12 protein-coding genes are annotated in these 19,264 nt (G+C 33.2%); 4 read left to right on the top strand and 8 right to left on the bottom strand.

Going from position 1 to position 19,264, the window contains the following annotated elements; all coding sequences use genetic code 11:
• Window positions 1-10: 10 nt before the first annotated feature.
• Window positions 11-1,198, top strand: a complete 1,188-nt coding sequence (locus tag QVZ41_RS02415) for a pyridoxal phosphate-dependent aminotransferase (protein WP_302882949.1) — start codon at window positions 11-13, stop codon at window positions 1,196-1,198.
• Window positions 1,199-1,273: 75 nt separating this feature from the next.
• On the opposite strand, the gene QVZ41_RS02410 is transcribed toward QVZ41_RS02415, so the two are convergent.
• From QVZ41_RS02410 to QVZ41_RS02395, 4 genes are all read right to left on the bottom strand, one after another.
• Window positions 1,274-2,491 carry a porin gene (locus tag QVZ41_RS02410; RefSeq protein ID WP_302882948.1) on the bottom strand — a complete coding sequence of 406 codons (1,218 nt, stop codon included), beginning with the start codon at window positions 2,489-2,491 and terminating at the stop codon, window positions 1,274-1,276.
• Window positions 2,492-2,672: 181 nt separating this feature from the next.
• A complete protein-coding gene (locus QVZ41_RS02405; protein WP_302882947.1) occupies window positions 2,673-4,922 on the bottom strand; it encodes an inorganic phosphate transporter in 2,250 nt (749 codons plus the stop codon).
• A gap of 109 nt (window positions 4,923-5,031) precedes the next feature.
• Window positions 5,032-5,703: a tRNA (adenosine(37)-N6)-threonylcarbamoyltransferase complex dimerization subunit type 1 TsaB gene (tsaB, locus tag QVZ41_RS02400; RefSeq protein WP_302882946.1), complete on the bottom strand. Its 672-nt coding sequence runs from the start codon at window positions 5,701-5,703 to the stop codon at window positions 5,032-5,034.
• Window positions 5,704-5,752: 49 nt separating this feature from the next.
• Window positions 5,753-6,808, bottom strand: a complete 1,056-nt coding sequence (locus QVZ41_RS02395; RefSeq protein ID WP_302882945.1) for an endonuclease/exonuclease/phosphatase family protein — start codon at window positions 6,806-6,808, stop codon at window positions 5,753-5,755.
• A gap of 136 nt (window positions 6,809-6,944) precedes the next feature.
• On the opposite strand from QVZ41_RS02395, the gene QVZ41_RS02390 reads away from it, so the two are divergent.
• Genes QVZ41_RS02390 through QVZ41_RS02380 form a run of 3 tightly spaced genes read left to right on the top strand, consistent with a single transcriptional unit; the run spans window position 6,945 to window position 11,615 of the window.
• Entirely contained in the window at window positions 6,945-9,638 is a 2,694-nt protein-coding gene (locus tag QVZ41_RS02390; protein WP_302882944.1) for a TonB-dependent receptor, read from the top strand.
• 10 nt (window positions 9,639-9,648) lie between these two features.
• The gene (locus QVZ41_RS02385) at window positions 9,649-11,028 is read left to right on the top strand and encodes a DUF5689 domain-containing protein (RefSeq protein WP_302882943.1); all 1,380 of its coding nucleotides are present in this window, start codon (window positions 9,649-9,651) and stop codon (window positions 11,026-11,028) included.
• A gap of 29 nt (window positions 11,029-11,057) precedes the next feature.
• Window positions 11,058-11,615: a thioredoxin family protein gene (locus QVZ41_RS02380; RefSeq protein WP_302882942.1), complete on the top strand. Its 558-nt coding sequence runs from the start codon at window positions 11,058-11,060 to the stop codon at window positions 11,613-11,615.
• Between the two features lie 174 nt (window positions 11,616-11,789).
• On the opposite strand, the gene QVZ41_RS02375 is transcribed toward QVZ41_RS02380, so the two are convergent.
• From QVZ41_RS02375 to QVZ41_RS02360, 4 genes are all read right to left on the bottom strand, one after another.
• The gene (locus QVZ41_RS02375) at window positions 11,790-14,186 is read right to left on the bottom strand and encodes a glycoside hydrolase family 31 protein (RefSeq protein WP_302882941.1); all 2,397 of its coding nucleotides are present in this window, start codon (window positions 14,184-14,186) and stop codon (window positions 11,790-11,792) included.
• A 227-nt stretch (window positions 14,187-14,413) separates the two neighbouring features.
• Window positions 14,414-16,324 (bottom strand): 1,4-alpha-glucan branching protein GlgB, encoded by a 1,911-nt coding sequence (gene glgB, locus QVZ41_RS02370; RefSeq protein ID WP_302882940.1) that lies wholly within the window; start codon window positions 16,322-16,324, stop codon window positions 14,414-14,416.
• 76 nt (window positions 16,325-16,400) lie between these two features.
• Entirely contained in the window at window positions 16,401-17,672 is a 1,272-nt protein-coding gene (locus QVZ41_RS02365) for a glucose-1-phosphate adenylyltransferase (protein WP_302882939.1), read from the bottom strand.
• Window positions 17,673-17,680: 8 nt separating this feature from the next.
• The gene (locus QVZ41_RS02360; protein WP_302882938.1) at window positions 17,681-19,099 is read right to left on the bottom strand and encodes a glycogen synthase; all 1,419 of its coding nucleotides are present in this window, start codon (window positions 19,097-19,099) and stop codon (window positions 17,681-17,683) included.
• Between the last annotated feature and the right edge of the window lie 165 nt (window positions 19,100-19,264).

Genomic DNA, 19,264 nt, shown 5'->3' with positions numbered 1-19,264 from the left:
AAATTTCACAATGAAACAAGTTTTATCAGACAGAATTACGAGTTTACCAGCATCTGCTACCTTAGCAATGGCTGCAAAAGCAAGAGAATTAAAATCAGCTGGAAAAGACATCATTAGCTTGAGTTTAGGAGAGCCAGATTTTAATACGCCAGATTATATTAAAGATGCAGCGATCCAAGCGATTAATGACAACTATAATTCTTATAGTCCAGTTGATGGTTATGTTGAATTAAAAGAAGCGATTTCTTTAAAATTTAAAAGAGATAATAATTTAGACTATAAACCAAGTCAAATTGTGGTATCTACAGGTGCTAAACAATCTTTGGCTAACATTACTCAAGTATTGTTAAACCCAGGAGATGAGGTTTTATTACCCGCACCATATTGGGTGTCATATTCTGCATTGGGAATTTTAGGTGGAGCAACTTTTAAAGAAATTCCATCTACCATTGAAAATGATTTTAAAATTACACCTGCACAATTAGAAGAAGCAATTTCTCCTAAAACCAAAATAGTGTTCTTTAACTCTCCAAACAATCCAAGTGGAACTGTTTATACAGAAGAAGATTATAGAGCATTGGCTGCAGTGTTAGAAAAATATCCAGATATTTATATTGTTTCTGATGAAATTTATGAACACATCAACTACGGTACACCAAACTTTAGTATTGCTTGTATTCCATCAATGTACGATAGAACCATTACTGTAAACGGATTGGCAAAAGCTTTTGCGATGACAGGGTGGAGAATAGGATATATTGGTGCTCCTGAGTGGATTGCAAAGGCTTGTACTAAAATGCAAGGACAAATTACTTCTGGTACCAACTGTATCGCTCAAAGAGCAGCGATTACTGCTTTAACTGAACCTGTTTCTAGAATTCAATACATGGTTGTTGAATTTGAAAAAAGAAGAAACATGATGTTAGAGTTATTAGGAGAAATTGAAGGGTTTAAATTAAATGTTCCTAAAGGTGCTTTTTATATTTTCCCTGATGTATCAGCTTTTATTGGAAAAACAATTAAAGGACACGCAATTAATTCTGCAGCAGATTTTTCTATGTTGTTATTAGAAGAAGCAAATGTAGCAACTGTATCTGGTGAAGATTTTGGAGCTCCTACTTGTATTCGTATTTCTTACGCAGCATCTGAAGCTCAATTAAGAGAAGCCGTGGCAAGAATAAAAGCTGTGTTGTCTTAATAAAGACCGCTTTATCATCATAAATATCAAACCGCTTTTGTTTCAAAGGCGGTTTTTTTATTCGATTGAAGTTTCTTAAAAATGAACTTCAAATTGAAGTCTGTAGAGCAATCCTTCAGAAGTTTTATCAAGGGTGGTGTAGCTTACATCTGTTTGTATTTTTAAAGAATGTCCCACAATGTATTTAGAAACACCAACAGTATATTGCTCAGTAGTGTTTGCAATTCCCTTATAATCTATCTGAGTATATCTGGCAGCTATTTCATAGTTATTATTAAATAAATATCCTACCGCTAAGTTGTATCCTTTTCCTACTTTAACAGGTTTATTTCCTAGTTTAGGATCGTCAGCATTTCTGTACGCAAATTCTCCCATAGCGGAGTAACCTTTATGTTTGTACATAAAGTCTACAAAGCTTGTATTTATATCTGTCATAGCAAATACATGGTCTTCTGGACTTCCGCTGTCATCTATTAATTCTATAACACTTCCTTGACTACCTCTTTGTCTGGAAGCTCTATCATTGTGGTTATACGTTGCTCCAATAGACAGTTTGGGATGTTTTTCTCTTTTTAAATCACCTCCTGTATAATCTCCTTTACCCGTAAAGGCACCAAAAGGTAAAACTTCTATTCTACTTGTGTATTGCTGACCACCAACATTTCCTGTCGTAATATTTCTACCTTCTCCTTGAGTAATGGCGAAAACTTCTCTAATTAAAAATTGTTTACCAATGGTGTGGTGGTTCCTTAATTGGAATCCCATATCTCTATCTAAATTGAATTCTTTATTTAATAAAGATCGGTCTACCAATTGCATGTTTGCTGATGAAATTACACGTTCACGGTTTCCTGGTAATTTGGTTTGACCAGCCCATAACTCTAAGTTTTTGTAAAAGTTCCATTTTATCACGGCATCTAAAATTAACTTAGGACCTAATTTTGTGTATTCGTTTGCAGAACCTGTATCGTTGTTAGACATTCCTAACTCAATTTTATATTTAAGTTTTGGAGAAAGTACAAAACCATCAAATTTTAAACGATATCTTCTAACTTTAGTATCTGTTTGAAAATTACTCCCGTCAAAATCAAACTGATTGTGATCATCAGCATTTAAACCAATAGTGGTTAAGTATTGCATTCTTAATCCAAACTTCATACTCCATGTACTGTCTTTTGATACACTGTTAAAAATACCTTTTCCAAAAGTATCAAGCCCTATTTTTTGAGCACTTAGGTTTGTAACTGATAAAATTAGAATAAGTAACGTAAGTCTTAGTGTAGCTTTCTTCATATTGTTAGAATAAATAAAGCTGCGAATATACGTTAATTTTGTGTTAATTTAATGTAAACTGATTGATAGAGGATTACGTTTGTTTAAGTCTATGCAACATATTATAAATTAGGATTAACAAAAAAGCCCTCTTCATTTTAATGAAGAGGGCTTTTTTATATAATTGAAAAGATGTGGTTAATTATCTTTTTACGTTAGATTGTATTTCATTAATCAACTCAGATAAATTAATCAACGCCATAATTAAATCTTTAGATTCCATAATAATACCAAAGTGTAAAGTGGTGTTTTTTGGACTCGTTTCTACGGTTCTAATTCTATCAATTTGTTTTCCTAAAGAGTCAGAAACATTTTCTAACAAAGCTTGTTTTTTTTCTAAAATAGTAGAAAGTTCTTTAAAGTTTTGTTCTTTTAAGACAATTGAAATATCTGTTAATACAGCATCTAATCCTTTCATAATAGCTTTTAAATCACTAATCTGTTCCTTGTTTAAAGGTTTGTGATTGTTGTTAACATGCTTGTAGCTAATTTTGGAGATATAGCTGATAGATTGAGAAATATCTTCCAAATATCCTAAAACAGAAATATAAAATTTACTAGCCTCTACAGAACTTTTTTCTAATGACTTAATAAAGTAAAAAACATCATTACGTAACTCATCAATTTCTTGATTTAATTTGTTTACGTGTTTGTCATTCTTTTTAAGTTTATCTAAGTTTTGATCAGCTAAGTTGTTTACTACGTTAGAATATAGTTTTTGAACCCTACCCAATACTTGAATAATGTGGTCAGAACTTTCGTTAATCACACCATTAATAGTATCAATAGTTTCTTTTTTGATAGCTTTTTTAGCTTCTTTTTCTTTTTCTTTTTGTGAATGTTTTAAGTAGTTTCTACCAATTAGGAACAAGACGGTTAAAAGTAAAATAGCAACCATTAAAGGACCTCCTAGGTATATTAAGAAAGCTACAATTGCTGAAAAAGTAAAGGCTACCAATGCAGTTAAGAACCATCCTCCAATCACACTTAAAACTCCTGCAATTCTATAAACGGCACTTTCTCTACCCCAAGCTCTATCTGCCAAAGAAGTACCCATGGCCACCATAAAGGTAACGTAAGTGGTAGATAATGGTAATTTTAAAGAAGTACCTACAGAAATTAAAATACCTGCAACCACTAAGTTAATAGAAGCTCTTACCATATCAAATGCTGGAACTTCATAGCTTTTGTTTTTTGAAATCACAATTGAAGGTCTTTCAAATCTAGAATCGATGTATTTTCTTGTCTTTTCAGGAATAAAAAAGTTCAATCCAGTGTTAATTAACATTCCCATTCTTACAATTCCTCTAGAAGCTGGGTTTGGCTCAAATTTTTCATGTCCATCTCCTTGTCTAGATAGGTTTACTCCAGTTTCAATAACGGTTTTTGCTTTTTTAGAAAACCATAAAGTCACCACCATAACTCCACCAGCTAACATTAATAAGTAAGGATTAGAAGGGACTTTTTCTGCTAAAATTCCCATAGAGAATTCATTTGCTGCAATACCAGAAACAGACCATGCTTGGAATGAATTCCAAGCGGCTATAGGTACTCCAACAAAGTTTACCAAGTCATTCCCAGAGAAAGCCATGGCTAAAGAAAAGGTTCCAATTCCTATAATAACTTTTAAGATATCAACTTTAAAAAGGCTGATTAATAATTGAGAAATTAAGGTCCAAGCCAAAAATCCAATAACAAGAATATTGAAAGTTTGTCCTTCAATCAAATGTTTTGCATTTGAATAAAAAGGAGTTCCTTTCATTCCTTTTACAAAAATAAAGTAGGTAATAGCAGTAATTGCCAAACCTCCGAAAATTGCATTGATATAAGATTTTTTATCGTTTAAGTTAAAGGAGTATACAATTCTAGATAAGAACTGAACTAAGGCTCCAACGGTAAAAGAAATAGCAACAGAGAGTAAAATTCCAAATATAATAAGCAGTGCTTTTTCATGATTGATGTACTGCCAGATATCAGAAATGTTTTTTGAGTTATCTCCAGATATTTTAATTAATGCCATCGCAACAGCAGCTCCTAACAATTCAAATACAATAGATACCGTTGTAGAAGTAGGCATTCCTAGGGTATTAAAGATGTCAAGTAGTAAAATGTCTGTAATCATTACAGCCATAAAAATGTACATGATCTCATCAAAATAAAATTGACCAGGAACAAAAATTCCTTTTCGAGCAACTTCCATCATACCACTAGAAGTAACAGCTCCCATAAGAACTCCTATACTAGCAATAACCATTATTTTTTTAGGAGTGATAGCTTTGGATCCAATTGCTGAATTTAAAAAGTTTACGGCATCATTACTAACACCTACAACCAAATCAATTGCGGCTAATACAGCCAATGCAATGATCATTAAAAAATACACGTCTTCCATGGGGAAAATTTAAATTAGGGCTCAAAATTACTAAAAAAAAAGCAAGTTCAAATGTTAATTAAATGTTATGAAATTGCTTTACTTTGAATGTAAATCAAAGGATTAAAATTTACTTTTTTTGAGGAGTTACCATAAAATCTTTCAAATAAAATGGCTCAAAATAGGCAGTATCCTCAAAATGTTTTTCTTGATATTTCTCTTCGGCTAAAAAAGCCATTTCTTGTGCAGAGGGAAATTTGTTATCAATAAAATTGGCATTAGTATGTTGAATAATTCCCTTACACTTAAGGGCACCATCTCCTAAGAAATAAACGGGGTTTTCTGCCAATAAAGACTGATAGGAATGTTCATCAATAATTTCTGCTTCTGGCCCTCTAACATATTCATGGTTTAGGTTAAAAATGGCACTATAAACTTCTAATCTTCTTGCATCAATCATAGGAACAATAATGCCTTGTTTCACTTGAATGTTTTTAGCTAAGGCTTTTAAAGTGTCTACTGAAATTAAAGGTTTATTAATGGCATAAGCCAAGCCTTTTGCGGTTGAAACACCAATTCTCAATCCAGTATAAGATCCAGGTCCCTTTCCAACAGCAATTGCATCTAAATCTTTGGCCTTTAGGTTTTCTGATTTTAAAGCCTCTTCAATAAAAATATGTAGTTTTTCTGCATGTGAGTAATCACCTTTATTTTCTTCTTTTAAATAAATACATTCACCATCTTTCGCCAAGCCAACTGAACAGTTTTTGGTAGAGGTTTCTATATTAAGGATCAATGCCATATGATTAGTTTTAAAAACAAATATACTTTCTATTCTTAAAAGTTAGCTGCTAATTTGATTTGTTTTCTTTTAAAAGATAACAATAAACAGGGTAGTGATCACTATAACCTCCTAAATAATTACTCCCCGAAAAACTTCTTTTTGGACTTCCTTTATATTTACCTTTTTGCAAAGTCATGTAACTAGGGTTAAAAATGCCTGCCTTGTAAAATTTAAACTTTTGATAGTCTTTGTCTAAAGTGATATAATTTTCACTAAAAAAAATTTGATCAAACAAAAACAACTCACTTTTATAAGTCAACGTATTAAATCCTTCTTTAAACATTTTTTCGAAAGGATTATACAAATCTCCTGGTTTTAATTTTTTCTTAGAAGCTTTGGTATTTAATACTTTTTTAAAACTTTTATCAGTGGGACTGTCGTTAAAATCTCCCATCCCTATAATTTTAGCATTGGGTTCTTCTTTTCTGATTTTTGCGATAACATCTAAATTTCTTTGAGCAACATGTTCTCGTAAAATGCTGCTTTTTTTGGCTCCACCTCGTCTTGATGGCCAATGATTCACTAGTATATGCATCTTTTCATCCATTAAATAACCTGTAGTCCAAAGAATATCTCGAGTGTGAATTTTAAAATTATTGTGATAAAGATTGGCAGGAATGGCTTCGCTATGGGTAGGTTTAAAAATGTCTTTATTGTATAATAGAGCAGTATCAATTCCTCTTTGGTCGGGAGAGTCATAGTGAATAATACCGTAGTTATAATTGCTCAAAGGAGAGGTGGCTACTAAATCTTCTATAACTTTTCTGTTTTCAACTTCTGCAATACCAATGATGGTTGGAGGTAATTTGTTTTGCTCTTTCCCAATGTCACAAAGCACCTGAGCAAGTTTTGAAAGTTTGTCTAGGTAAATTTCTCTACGGTTAGATTTTATTTCCATCATGGGACTCAACTCATCCATTTTCTCAGGATCGTTAATCGTATCAAATAGATTTTCTAGGTTATAAAAAGCGACTGTTTGAACAATATAAGATTTCTGAGCAAACAAAGTGCTGCAACAGAAGGATAGAATAATGAGTGTTATTTGATTGATTTTCAGTAGCATTTTTTTTTAAGACTAAAAATAACTTAATTTTAGAAAAAAAGAAAAAGAAAATAAAATGCGATCAATTCACAACTTTTATTGTTGCTGTTTATGCTCTGTTATGATGTATGGTCAACAAGAAAAACAAGTTAGGGGAATGGTTAAAGATTTTGTCACCAATGAACCTTTAAAATCTTTTGAGCTAGAAATTCCCAACACAAGTAAACAATTTTTTTTCACGGAAACCAATGGGCTTTTTAAGCTCAATTTGTCTAATGAGGTAAAACAAATTATCATCAAAGCAAAAGAGTATCAGTCGCAAAGGGTTGATGTAAAGGAGTTAGAAATCAATACAATATTTTTAAAACCAATAGATAAAATTAAAGAGGAGTTTACTTTATTGAACTTAACGGATGATCAATTAGAAGATGAAAATGGAGAGGTAACTAACATTGCGGGAATTTTTTCAGCCTCGGATGATGTTTATTTAAATACTATAGGATTTGAGTTTCAAGGAGTTTTTTACAGTGCAAGAGGTTTAGGGTCTGATCAAAGAACTTTTTTATTAAATGGTGTACAGCAAAATCGATTGTATGATGATAGACCTGCTTGGAACAATTGGGGAGGAGTTGATGGAATTTATAGAAGCCAAGAAGTAACAGAGCCGTTGGCAGCTTCTGAAAAAACTTTTGGAAGGGCTTTGGGAGTTACATCACTCACTACAAGACCTTCAAAATATAGAACAGGAACAAGACTTGCTTATGCTCGTTCTGATAGATCATATCAAAACAAAAGCTCTTTAAGTCATGTAGGGAGTTTACCTAATCAATGGTATTATGTGGTTTCTGCTAGTAGACGTTGGGGAAACGAAGGGTATAGAGATGGAACTTTGTACGATGCCAATTCTTTAATGTTAAGTGTGGAAAAATATATGAATAGTCACAACAGTTTAACAGCTAGTTTTTTATATACGCCCAATAGGAGAGGAGTTGCAGGTTCTTATACAGATGAGGTGTTTCATTTAAAAGGAAATAGTTACAATGGAAATTGGGGATTTCAGAATGGAAACAAAAGAAATGCAAGAGTAAGAACTGTAGAGGAGCCTATGTTATTGCTTACGCATACCTATGAAAAAGAAAACAAAACGCGTTGGGAAAATTCATTCTTATTACAAAAAGGAAATATTGGCTATTCTAGAATAGATTACAATGGGGGAGCAAATCCTGATGCGGCTTATTATCAAAAACTACCCAGTTATTGGTTGTCAAGAAATAGGGTTGATTACGAGAATGTATATAGATACGAGCAAGCATTTTTAAATAATGGTCAGTTAGATTGGGATTTTATATATCAAGCCAATGCCGAAATGAAAGCCATCAATCAAAACGCTGCTTATGTTCTGTATGATGATAAAAGAGAGGAAAGCAGAATTCAGTTCAATTCTAACATCACTCAAAAAATAAAGGAAGATTGGCATTTCAATGCAAGTATAGATTATAGAAATACCAACGCTGAGAATTTTGCTGAGGTATTAGATTTGTTAGGGGGAGCAGGGTATTTAGATGTGGCAAGTTTTACGTTGGCACAGAGTGATTTAAACAATCCAAACAGAGTGGTTCAGGAAGGAGATAAGTTTAAATATCATTATAAGATCAACAGTTCAAGCCTAAGTGCATTTGCACAAACGAGTTGGAAAGGGAAAAGAATTGAATGGTCTGGAGCTTTAGGAACTTCCTACAGCTCACATCAAAGAGAGGGGTTGTACAATTATGAAAATTATGCAGATGCCGAAGGGAAAAGTGAAAAAGTAAGTTTGTTAGCCCACCAAGCCAAAGGAGAACTGCTCTATAAACTGTCGGGTAGAAATTTATTCAATGTCAAAACAGCTTATATACAAAAATCACCAAGTGTAAGACAAGTGTTTCCTAATGCTCGTGTGAGTAATGCTATTTTAGAAAATTTAGAAACCGAGAATTTATTTAGCAATGCGTTGAGTTATATCCATAGAGGCTTGAATTATAACATAAAACTAACAGGTTATTACAATTTGCAAAGCAATGTTACCGAAACAGGATTCTATTTTGCCGAAGGTTTTGGAACCGATGCAGAAGATGATCCTGATTCCGGTGATTTGTTAGATGAAAATAGTTTGTTTGTCCAAGAGGTATTGAATAATATTCAAAAAAAGTATGTGGGATTGGAGTTAGGAACTTCTTATGATATAACCTCAACTATAAAACTAACGGGAGTAATAGGATTGGGAGACTACACTTATCATAACAATCCTAATTTACTATTATATACAGAAGATGATGCAAGTGCACAAAATTTAGGATTTGTAAATGGAACTAAAGATTTAGGAACTGCAAACATTCAAGGAAAAAAACTGTCGGTTGGACCCCAAAAGGCATTCTCTATCATGTTGGCTTACAATGATCCAAATTATTGGAGAATTAGGGTGAGTGTCAATCATTTTAGAAATAATTATGTAGACATTGCTCCCATTCGTTATACTAGTAATTTTATCAATGAAATTAATGGAGATCCAATAGCCAATTTCAATGATGACTTGGTGAATTTGTTTAGGCAGCAAGAGCAGTTAAAGAATTTTACACTCGTCAATTTATCTGGAGGAAAATCATGGAGGATAAATACAGGTTATTTAAGTATTTATTGGAATGTTCAAAATGTGCTAGATATTAATTATAAAACAGGAGGTTTTGCTAGTGGGAGAGCCGCTAATTATAGCGAACAATTAAAAGAGTACAATCGTGAATTACCGCTGTTCGGAAATAGATATTTTGTAGGAAACGGAAGAACTTTTTTTACAGGTTTATACTATTCATTCTAAAATGAACATCATGAAAAAATATATTTTACTTTTTCTTTTGGTGCTGATGTTTTCTTGTGTAGAGGATATTCATCACAATGCTATTGATACAACAATTGTAAATCCAGATATGAGTCAAAAAACAGAAATTACTTTTAAACAACTCTATAACTTACATAATAATGAAATTGGAAAAGACACCATTGTTACAGGTTATGTGGTTTCTTCAGATCAGCAGGGGAATTTTTACAAAGAAATTTTTGTTCAAAATACTTTAGGTGTATCAGATTTAGGATTAGATAATCCTAGAATGGGAATGAGAATCCGTGTAGGGTTAACCACCACAAGTACAAAATATGCCAAAGGAAGAAAAGTAGTTATCAATCTTGAAGGGTTAAAGAGAACTACCAGCGATGATTTGTTAACATTAGGAAAACCAAGTGGTACATACATCAAAGATATTTTGGAGTTTGAGTTGGATGATTATATTTTAAAAACAGATGAAGTAGGAATTGTAATCCCTAAAACCTTAGAGCTATCAGATTTAAAAACTAATGATTTAAATACTTTGGTAAAAATACAAGAGGTGCATTTTAAAGAAAATCAAATAGGATTGCCTTTTTCGGGTTTGCCAACCGATAATTATGATGGGATTAGAACTTTAGAGTTTTGTAATTCAAAAAGAAGAGATACCATTCTTTTAGAGACTAGTAATTTTGCCGATTTTTCAGACAATATGATTCCAAATGCACAAGTAGATATTACCGCTATTTATAATATCAGTTTTGATAATGAACCTATTTTAGTGTTGAATCAAATAGAAGATTTAATAGAAATAGGAGCTTATGCCAATTGCGTTGAAATTGTAACCCCTAATTTAATGATTACCGAAGTAGCAGATCCCAAGGCGGGAACAGGGGAGGTGGTCAGATATGTTGAGCTATACAATCCTACCGAGAATACTGTTTCTTTAGAGGGATGGAGTTTAGTTCGTTATAACAAAACCAGTACGAATGATAATCTTTACAGCATTTCTTTAGATGGATTGTCCATTGCTGCTCATGCAACTTTAATCATTGCGAATAATGACGAAGATATTGTAACCAATAAAACTTGGTTTGAAGCTTATTTTGGTTTTGCTCCAGCCATGATCAATAGCAATGTGAATGGAAATGGAGATGATGCGTACGAATTGGTAGATCCTTTAAATGAAGTGAAAGATGTATATGGAGTTCCTAATGTTGATGGAACTGGACTGACTTGGGAATATGAAGATGGGGTAGCGGTAAGAAAAATAAATATATCAAAGCCAAAGGCTCTTTTTGATGAAGTAGAATGGATCATCAAAAAGGATGCTACTCAATTAAATACTAGCGGAGGAAATATAGATTTTACTCCTGGTATCCGATAGGTTTTATATCTTTGAAAAAAAGAAAAATTATGGCATTGACCCCTTCAAATATGATGAAAGTTGGAACTTTCGCTCCAGATTTTATGTTGCCCGATACCGTTTCAGGAGTTCAAATTCCTTTGGAAGCCATTCAGGGAGAAATAGGAACATTAGTCTTGTTTATTTGTAACCATTGTCCGTATGTAATTCACATCAATAAATTATTGGTCAAGTTGGCAAATCAATATCAGCCACAGGGAATCAATTTTATTGCCATTAGCAGTAATGATGTAGAAAATTATCCTCAAGACAGTCCAGAATTGATGAAAAAACATGCAATAGAGAACAAGTATCCTTTCCCTTATCTGTATGATGAAACTCAGGAAGTAGCAAAAGAATACAATGCTGCATGTACGCCAGATATTTATTTATTTGATGCGAATTTAAAGTTGTATTATCACGGTCAATTAGATGGTTCAAGACCCGGAAACAATATTCCGCCTTCAGGAGAGGATATCAAAACGGCTTTTGAAGATTTGTTAAATAACAAACGTTACACGCTTAGGGGAACACCAAGTGTAGGTTGTGGTATTAAGTGGAAAAAATAGAGTATTTCATTTAATTTTTTGGAAGGAATTTATCGTTTAGTATTTAGATTACTTGTTATGATGTCACTTCGAGTGAATTACATAATGTAATGAAGTAATTTGTATCGAGAAGGATCTATAAAACAAAAAGCTCGCTATGAAATTAGCGAGCTTTTTTATAGTGTAAAATAAATGTTATCCTAGAATTTCTAACTGACTGAAGTTTTTAGTAATTTCAAAAACTCTATGACCAATAGTAACTTCTTCTAAATTAATATCTTCATTATCAATTCTAACAGTCTTTACCTCAAAAGGTAGGCCTATCAAGTGAATCTTAAAAGTTTCATATTCAGTAATGAATGTTCCTGTCTTATGTTGTTTAATGGTTAAACTAGTTTTTTTACCAGTTGTGGTAAATTGTCTTAAGCTAAAACGTCCTTTGGTATAATCATAACCATCATTAGCATCTTCATAAACACTAGACTCTTCTTTACCATGTTTAAAATAAACATCAAGAGTTAATTGGTCAATCTTTTTTTCACCAACATATTGTTGTATAGGGTATTTAGGAATGATAGCACCTTCTTTTATAAAAATAGGCATGCTATCAATATCTGCATCTACCCACATTTCTTTTCCTCCTTCAACCATTTCATGATTCCAGAAGTTATACCAGTTTCCTCTAGGGATGTACATTCTTCTTCCTTTGGCATTTGGTTCTCCAATAGGACAAGCCAAAATATGTTCTCCAGCTAAGAATTCATCTGTTCTGTGGTGAGTTTGAGAATCTTCTTGATCAAACAATACCAAAGATTTTAACATTGGAATTCCTTCTTCAATGTACTTGTAAAATGTGGTGTACAAGTAAGGTAATAATTGGTAGCGAATTTCAATGAATTTACGAACCACATCAGTGATTTCTTGACCAAAAGTCCAAGGTTCTTGATCTCCGTGATCTCCTGAAGAGTGTGTTCTACAAAAAGGATGAAAAATACCTAATTGTATCCATCTTGCATATAATTCTCCGTTAGGTTGTTGTGCAAATCCACCAATATCAGATCCTACAAAAGAGAATCCAGACATGGCCATTCTTTGTGCTTGTACGTTGGCAATCCACAAATGTTCCCAAGAAGCTACGTTGTCTCCTAACCAGGTAGAAGTATAACGTTGTGTTCCTGAGTAAGCAGAACGAGTAATTACAAAAGGTCTTAATGGATAGTTGTATTTCTTTAATCCTTTATAAGTTGCTTTGGCCATTTGCATTCCGTAAATGTTGTGTGCTTTACGGTGCGAACATGGATTTCCATCATAGTCATGACGAACATCATCTGGGAAAGATTTTCCAGGAACGTCCATAACCGCAGGTTCATTCATGTCATTCCAAACTCCTTTTACGCCAATATCTTCAATTAGTTCTTGGAATAATCCAGCCCACCAATCGCGTACTTCTTTTTTAGTAAAGTCAGGAAAATAACATTCTCCTGGCCAAACTTTTCCTTTCATATAAGGTCCATCAGCCCTTCTACAGAAATAATCTTTTTCTAAACCTTCACGGAAGACATCATATTCCATGTCAATTTTAATTCCCGGATCAATAATAACAACAGTTTTGAATCCATCATCTGACAATTCTTTTACCATTCTTTTTGGGTCTGGGAAATAATCTTTACTCCAAGTAAAACAACGGAAACCTTCCATGTAATCGATGTCTAAATAAATAGCATCACATGGAATTTTTAAATCTCTAAACTTTTGAGTAACCTCTTTTACGTTTGATTCTGGATAATAACTCCATTTACATTGATGGTATCCTAAAGCCCATAAAGGGGGTAATTCAGGAGCACCAGTTAAGTTGGTATAAGATGCTACAACATCTTGCATGTTAGGTCCGTAAATGAAATAGTAGTTCATTTCTCCTCCTTCAGCCCAAAAACTGGTTACATTTCTTCTCTCAGAACAGAAATCAAAATGAGATCTAAAAGAGTTATCAAAGAAAACCCCATAGGCTTTTTTGTTTTGAATAGCTGTATAAAAAGGAATGGCTTTGTAAATAGGGTCTGTATGTCGTCCAAATGCATAGGAGTCTGTTGCCCAATTTTGGAAACGTTTTCCTTTTAAGTTGGTATGTTCGGGTTTATCACCTAATCCATAGAAACTTTCTCCTGTTGGAGAATTTTTAGTCATTTTTACGATGTTACCACCAAGCTCATAACTTTCTTCCCAGTGAAAACCTAGTTCGTCTTCAGAAATTAAAGTTTCGTCTACAGCATCGTAAATACGAGTTCTTAAATCTTCTTTAGAAATATAGCACACCAACTTAGAAGTAGTTACAATATACTTTTCTATGTCTTCAGTAATCTCTAATTTGTTATATCCCTTAACCGCTTCTTTAGAAATAGCGTATGAAAAATCAGGCTCAAATTTAGCATCAGTTGTAAATCTAAAACGTAACATACTATCTCTAAGTACAGTCATTTGTAGAATCACGCCATTTTCAGAATGAAAGTAAAGGGTGTCTACGTCTTTTTTGAAATCTATCACTTTGGCAGGAAAAGCATTCCCTTTATGTTCGATTCGTTCGTTTAAAATCATAGTATACAGTTCTTTATTGATTGTAAGTATTTCAATTTAGTAAAAAATGTTAACAAATATACGTTAATAAACTGTTTTTTATCAGGTATCATTTCTTTAACAAACCCTTGTAAATACTGGGCTTTTGTAATGAGTAAGAAACATTGTTAAATTGAGTTTTTAATAAAAAAACACTCTTTATTTTGTGTAATAAAGAGTGTTTAGGAATCTATTTTAAAAATATAATTTTATTTTACTTGAAAGATGACAATTCCTAGTGGAGGGATAGTAACTTCAGCAGAGTAGTCCTTCCAGTTCCAAGGTTTGTCAGAAACTTCAATTTGCTTGCTATTTTTGATACCACTACCTCCATATTTTTTCAAATCTGAGTTGAAAATTTCCTTCAATTTACCTTTTTTATGAACACCAATTAAGTAGTTTTCTTGAACAGTTGGTGTTGCATTACAAAGCACAATAATATCATTTTTTCCTTCGTGTCCTTTTCTAATATAACTTAAAACAGATTTTTCACCATCCTCGTGATTAATCCATTCAAAACCTTCTTGTGAGAATCCCTTTTCATATAAAGCAGGGGTCTCTTTTAAGAACTGATTTAAATCTTTCATGTAGGTTTGAATGGCTTTGTGTTCTGGGTTTTCTAACAAATGCCAATCTAAACTAGTAGCGTAACTCCATTCGTTTTCTTGTCCAAATTCAGCTCCCATAAATAATAAATTACCTCCAGGGTGAGAATACATGTATCCAAATAATAAACGTAAATTTGCTAACTTTTGCCATTTATCACCAGGCATTCTACCGATGATAGATCCTTTTCCATAAACTACCTCATCGTGAGATAGAGGAAGCATATATCTTTCAGTAAAAGCATAGGCCATGCTAAAAGTAATTTCATTGTGATGATATTTTCTATGGATAGGGTCTTTTTTAAAGTATCCTAAAGTATCGTGCATCCAACCCATCATCCACTTCATACCAAATCCTAAACCACCGTGCTCAACATCTCTGGTAACGCCAGAAAAAGCGGTTGATTCTTCGGCAATGGTTTGCACTCCTGGGAAGCTATTGTAAACTTCAGTATTAAAATCTTTTAAGAATTCTATGGCTTCTAAGTTTTCGTTTCCGCCAAATTTGTTAGGTTCCCATTCTCCTTCTTCTCTAGAATAATCTAAGTAAAGCATAGAAGCAACTGCATCTACTCTTAATCCATCAATATGATATTTATCTAACCAAAAACATGCATTTGAAATTAAGAATGAACGAACTTCATTTCTTCCATAGTTAAAAATCAAACTTTTCCAGTCTTTGTGATATCCTCTTCTTCTATCAGGATGTTCATATAAATGTGATCCGTCAAAGAATCCTAAACCATGGTCATCAGAAGGAAAGTGTGATGGCACCCAGTCTAAAATAACACCAATGTCATTTTTATGGAATTCATCCACCAAATTCATGAATTCTTTGGGGTGACCAAATCGACAACTCGGTGCAAAATATCCGGTTAATTGATATCCCCAGGACTGATCAAAAGGATATTCCATAATAGGCATAAATTCTACATGGGTAAAATTCATTTCTTTTACATATTGCACCAATTTTTTGGATGCTTCCCAATAACTTAAAGGTCTGTTTTCATCTACATTTTTCATCCAAGACTCAAAATGTACTTCATAAACAGCGTAGGGTTTGTCTAAATCATTTTTGTCTTTACGATACGTCATCCAATCTTTATCTTGCCATTCATAACCTTCAATGTCATAAGTTACTGAGGCGGTTTTTGGAGGGTGTTCGGTATGGTATCCATAAGGATCACATTTTTCAGTAACAATTCCATTGTTATTAGAGTGTATTTTGTATTTGTAAACTTCTCCCACTTTTACATGTGGAATAAATCCTTCCCAAATACCAGAGCTATCCCATCTAACATTTAAGACATGTTCACTGTCATTCCAAAAATTAAAGTCTCCAACCACAGATACTCTGTTTGCTGTTGGTGCCCATACAGAAAAATACATTCCATTTACGCCATCTACAGTAGCTGGATGCGCTCCAAACTTTTCGTAAAGTCTAAAGTGTTTCCCAGATTTAAAAAGGTATATATCAAAGTCTGTAAATAGACTGAATACTTGTACATGATTCATAAGCTGAATGATTATGTTGTTAAATAACACGACCAAGTAAGATTTACTTGGTCGCGTAGATTTGTTATTTTGTAATTTATATAATTACAGTTCCACTAGGCACGACGACACTACTTTTAATTACGACAATACCGTTTCTCACAGTATATAAATCGGTTTCAGTGTCTTGTAGATGATCTCCACCGTTAATCTTTACATCGTTACCTATAGAAGAGTTTTTATCGATGATACAATTGTTAATGTAACAACGTTCACCTATTCCTCGCAAAGGAATATTGTTGTATCGTTTATGAGCGATTTCATCAGCGCTTTCATATTTATCGTTACCCATTACATAGCAGTTAGATATAGTTGTTCCTACACCAATTCTTGCACGAATACCAATAATAGTTCTTTCTATTCTACTTGCGTTAATAATTCCTCCCTCTGCAATCAATGTTTTTTCTAAGGTGGTTCCAGAGATTTTAGTTGGGGGTAAAAAACGAGGACGAGTTAATACATTATTGTTGTTGTCAAACAAATCAAATTGAGGAATGTCGTCAGTAAGTCCTAAATTGGCTTCAAAGAAAGATCCAATGGTTCCGATATCTGTCCAATATCCTTCGTATTGATAACTAGATACTTTATTGGTTTTAATGGCTTGAGGAATAATTTCGCCTCCAAAGTCCATCGTTTCTTTATTCTTCATTAACTCAACAAGTAACTCTCGGTTAAAAATGTAAATTCCCATAGAAGCTAAGTATTCTCTTCCTTGTGATTTCATTTCATCAGTTACTTCAGAGGTCCACTCGCACAATTGTTCTGAAGACGGTTTTTCTATAAAAGAAGTTATTTCATTTGCTTCGTTGGTTTTTAAGATTCCAAAACCAGTTGCATCTTTTGCGTGTACAGGTAAGGTTGCTATAGATATATCTGCTTTGCTTTTTTCATGAGCTTTAACCATTTTGTTAAAATCCATTTGATACAATTGATCTCCTGAGAGAATCAAAGCATAGTCCCAGTCGTATGCCACAAAATGTTGCATAGACTGTCTAACAGCATCTGCCGTACCTTGGAACCAACCATCGTTTTCTGGAGTTTGTTCTGCTGCTAATATATCAACAAAAGCCCCTGAAAAATTCCCAAATGTATAGGTGTTTTTAATGTGTTTGTTTAAAGATGCAGAGTTGAATTGGGTTAGTACAAAAATTCTATCAATATCAGAATGTAAACAGTTAGAAATAGGAATATCAACCAATCTATATTTTCCAGCAATTGGTACAGCTGGTTTGGATCTTGTAGATGTTAGGGGCTTTAATCTAGATCCTTGTCCACCTCCTAAAATAATTCCTAAGACTTTTTTTTTCATATGCTTTTTTATTTAGCTATTAGGTTATATAATTCAATGTATTCTTTTGCTGAATTCTCCCATGAGTTGTCAATTTTCATAATTTCTTTTCGAATTCTTTTAAATTCATCAGTGTCATTATACAGCTTGTTAGCACGGGTGATTGCTAGAGCTACATCATCAACGGTTACATGTTCGTGGCGAATTCCAAATCCACCTTTTTCTCCAATATCTTTTACAGTATCTTTTAAACCACCAGTAGTTCTAACCACAGGAATGGTTCCATAACGTAATGCATATAATTGATTTAAACCACAAGGTTCAAAACGTGAAGGCATGATTAAAAAGTCTGCACCAGCATAAATTAAATGAGATAACTCTTCATCATAACCTATAAAAGTATTATATCTACCAGGGTATTTTTCTTTCAATTCGTTTAATAAAAATTCTGCATGAGGATCTCCTGAACCAAGTACCAATCCATTAATATCATTGGCATCTAAAGCCCTATCAAAAATTCCAGCCATAATATCTGCTCCTTTTTGATATACCAATCGACCGATAAAAGCAACTAAAGGTTTGTCTGGATTCAATCCGAATTTTTCGCAAAGAGCCAATTTATTCGCTTTTTTTCCTGCTTCAACAGTATTAACTGAATAGTTCTTAGCTATCATAGGATCCGTTGAAGAGTTCCAAACATCTGCATCAATTCCATTTAAAATTCCAACAGATTTTTCTCTTTCAGTGTCAAATAACCAATCTAATCCAGTTGAAGCATATGGGAGTTCATTCATATAGTTTGGAGAAACCGTGGTATATCTCCAGCAGGCTTTAATAGCAGCTGCCATCGGATTGATAGCATAATCCCACTCTAAAAGTCCAGAATATTCTAAATCGTATTCTGGAAGGTACGATAATTTTTCAAATGGAAATTCTCCTTGATACTCTGCATTGTGAATGGTAAACACAGTTGGAATACCTCTCATCGATTTATATTTAATGCATTGGGTTAGCATAAAAGGAATCAATCCTGTGTGATGGTCGTGACAATGAATAACCTCTGGAGCTTTTATAAACTGTAAAATCCAATCTAAGACTACTTTTTGGAAAGCAATAAATCGTTCAGTATCATCTTGGTAACCATAAACATTTTCTCTGTCTAAAAGGTCTTTTATTTTTACTTGATACAAGTGAAAGCCTAAATCTTCAAAACTATTTTCAACTTTGTAAACTACGGCTTTAAAGCTATTCTCAGCCAAATCGACATTACATTTAAAATCTGTAATGTATTTTGAGTTCTTGGCATACTTGTTGTTGTAGTACGGCATGATTACTGCCGACTCATAATCAAGATTGGTTTGGTATTTGGGCAGGGCTCCAACTACATCTGCGAGACCACCAACTTTAGCTGCAGGATAACATTCTGCACTAACGTGTATAACTTTCATAAAAAATCCATTTAATTCACATCCTAAACTTAATAAAAAAATCTGTTAACATATATTAATTCTTAAGTAAATTAATAAATAATTAATAGGGTTTTCATAGGAAGTGGATAAAACAGTGCTTAAAAATGAAGTATAAAAAAAGACCTTGCAAAGCAAGGTCTTTGA

It is taken from the genome of Wenyingzhuangia gilva (genome assembly GCF_030519655.1).
GTDB classification, from domain to species: domain Bacteria; phylum Bacteroidota; class Bacteroidia; order Flavobacteriales; family Flavobacteriaceae; genus Wenyingzhuangia; species Wenyingzhuangia gilva.
This window is presented reverse-complemented; position numbering and strand designations above follow the sequence as displayed.

Bases quoted from the DNA above. Each gene is read 5' to 3' on its own strand.
- QVZ41_RS02385 (WP_302882943.1), top strand. From the start codon at position 9,649: ATGAAAAAATATATTTTACTTTTTCTTTTGGTGCTGATGTTTTCTTGT.
- glgB (WP_302882940.1), bottom strand. From the start codon at position 16,324: ATGAATCATGTACAAGTATTCAGTCTATTTACAGACTTTGATATATAC.
- QVZ41_RS02405 (WP_302882947.1), bottom strand. From the start codon at position 4,922: ATGGAAGACGTGTATTTTTTAATGATCATTGCATTGGCTGTATTAGCC.
- QVZ41_RS02360 (WP_302882938.1), bottom strand. From the start codon at position 19,099: ATGAAAGTTATACACGTTAGTGCAGAATGTTATCCTGCAGCTAAAGTT.
- QVZ41_RS02365 (WP_302882939.1), bottom strand. From the start codon at position 17,672: ATGAAAAAAAAAGTCTTAGGAATTATTTTAGGAGGTGGACAAGGATCT.
- QVZ41_RS02390 (WP_302882944.1), top strand. From the start codon at position 6,945: ATGGTTAAAGATTTTGTCACCAATGAACCTTTAAAATCTTTTGAGCTA.
- tsaB (WP_302882946.1), bottom strand. From the start codon at position 5,703: ATGGCATTGATCCTTAATATAGAAACCTCTACCAAAAACTGTTCAGTT.
- QVZ41_RS02395 (WP_302882945.1), bottom strand. From the start codon at position 6,808: ATGCTACTGAAAATCAATCAAATAACACTCATTATTCTATCCTTCTGT.
- QVZ41_RS02380 (WP_302882942.1), top strand. From the start codon at position 11,058: ATGGCATTGACCCCTTCAAATATGATGAAAGTTGGAACTTTCGCTCCA.
- QVZ41_RS02375 (WP_302882941.1), bottom strand. From the start codon at position 14,186: ATGATTTTAAACGAACGAATCGAACATAAAGGGAATGCTTTTCCTGCC.
- QVZ41_RS02410 (WP_302882948.1), bottom strand. From the start codon at position 2,491: ATGAAGAAAGCTACACTAAGACTTACGTTACTTATTCTAATTTTATCA.
- QVZ41_RS02415 (WP_302882949.1), top strand. From the start codon at position 11: ATGAAACAAGTTTTATCAGACAGAATTACGAGTTTACCAGCATCTGCT.